Source organism: Modicisalibacter tunisiensis (assembly GCF_020148005.1).
GTDB classification, from domain to species: domain Bacteria; phylum Pseudomonadota; class Gammaproteobacteria; order Pseudomonadales; family Halomonadaceae; genus Modicisalibacter; species Modicisalibacter tunisiensis.
The window spans coordinates 1-1,763 of record NZ_JAGXFD010000007.1 but is presented as its reverse complement, the minus strand read 5'-3'; the positions used below and the strand labels follow the sequence as shown (position 1 = coordinate 1,763).

The 1,763-nt window shown below is 68.4% G+C and carries 1 protein-coding gene and 1 pseudogene; both read left to right on the top strand.

Annotated elements, in window-relative coordinates; all coding sequences use genetic code 11:
* Positions 1-279: pseudogene (locus tag KGQ91_RS16695) on the top strand (methyl-accepting chemotaxis protein); the annotation flags it as partial.
* 58 nt (positions 280-337) lie between these two features.
* Positions 338-1,763, top strand: a 1,426-nt coding sequence (locus KGQ91_RS16690; protein ID WP_318010304.1) for a methyl-accepting chemotaxis protein, incomplete at its 3' end; no start/stop codon positions are given.

Sequence of the window (1,763 nt, the reverse complement as noted above, 5' to 3'; positions counted from 1 at the left end):
GTGGCGCAGATGGACGAGGTCACCCAGCAGAATGCCGAGCGCGTGCAGACCTCGGCGCGCGCCGCCCGCGAGCTCGACGAGCAGGTGATGCGCCTGGCCGAGGCGATCGGCGTGCTGCGCCTGAGCGGCAGCGGCCGGGAGCAGGTCGATCGCGAGACCCGCTTCCGCGCCGCGCAGGCCCGCAAGCAGGGCGGGGCGGCGGCCCCGGCGCTGGGGCGCCCCGAGCCAGTCTCGCGGCCGGTGGTTCAGCACGACGATAACGAATGGGAGACGTTCTAGCGGCGGCGCCTGAAGCGACGCCCCGGAATGCCTCCGAACCAGCAGGAACTAGGACGACATGCGAGACAATCAGCCCGTTACACAGCGTGAATACCGGCTCGACGACGAGCACTACCTGATTTCGCGAACCGATCTCAAGGGACGGATCACCTATGCCAATCCGGCCTTCGTCGAGGTCAGCGGCTTTTCGCGCGACGAGCTGATCGGCGCACCGCACAGCATCGTGCGTCATCCGGACATGCCGGAAGCCGCCTTCGCCAACATGTGGGAAACCATCGAGGCCGGCGAGTCCTGGCACGGGCTGGTCAAGAACCGGCGCAAGAACGGCGACCACTACTGGGTGGACGCCAGTGCAACGCCGATCATCGAAAACGGTGAACTGCTGGGATACGCCTCGGTGCGGGTCAAGGCCGACCCGGCGGCCTGCGAGCAGGCCGAGCGGGTCTATGCCGACATCCGGGCCGGCAGGCCCAGCGGCTTCCGCCTCGACCGGGGGCGGCTGGTGCGCAGCGGACTGCGCGGTCGTCTGCGGCGCCTGCGGTTGCGTTCTCTGCAGGGGCGCATGGCCTCGATGATCGTGCTGGCGCTGCTGCTGCTGGGCACGGCCAGCGGGATGGGGCTCTACGCGCTGCAGGCCACGTCCGATCGGCTGCATGCCGTCAACAGCAATGGCCTCAAGGATGTCGCCCGCCTGCAGCGCATCGACCAGCTGGTGAACCAGGGACGCGAGCTGGTGGCCGACCCGGTCAGCAACCCGATGTCGGGCGACATGGAGGTGGTCACGGCCAAGGTCGAGACGCTGACGGGCAGCCTGCAGGACCTGTGGGGCGAGTTCATGGCGCGGGACGTCAACCACTCCGAAACGGCGGCCGCCTTCGGCAAGGCGCTCGAGGCCTACCGCACCGAGGGCCTGGAGACCATCACCAGCAGCCTCAACAACGGCGACTTCTACCAGGCCTACACCGCCTTCAACGATACCCTGGTGCCCATGGGGCAGCGCCTGGGCAAGATGCTCAACACGCTGGTCGAGGCCAAGCAGCGCCAGGCGGAAACCATGGTAGCCGCTGCCGAGGCCGAAAAGCACCGCATGTTCCTGCTCCAGGTGGCGCTGGTACTGGTGGGGCTGGTGCTGCTGATCGTGATGGGCGTGCTGAGCATGCGCGCGATCCGCCGACCGATCCGCGAGTCCAAGCAGTTCACCCTGCAGATCTCGTCGGGCAACCTGGGCGCAACCCTGCCCAGCCGACGCAACGACGAGATCGGCGAGCTGATGGCGATGCTCGACGCCATGCGCAAGAGCCTGGGCAGCATCGTGCGGGACGTCGATCGCAGCGTCGCGGTGGTGCGCCCGGCCTCGCGGGACATCGCCGCGGGCAACGAGGACCTGTCGTCGCGCACCGAGCAGCAGGCCTCGTCGCTGGAGGAGACCGCCTCGAGCATGGAGGAGATGACCGCCACGGTGAAGCAGAACGCCGCCAACGCCC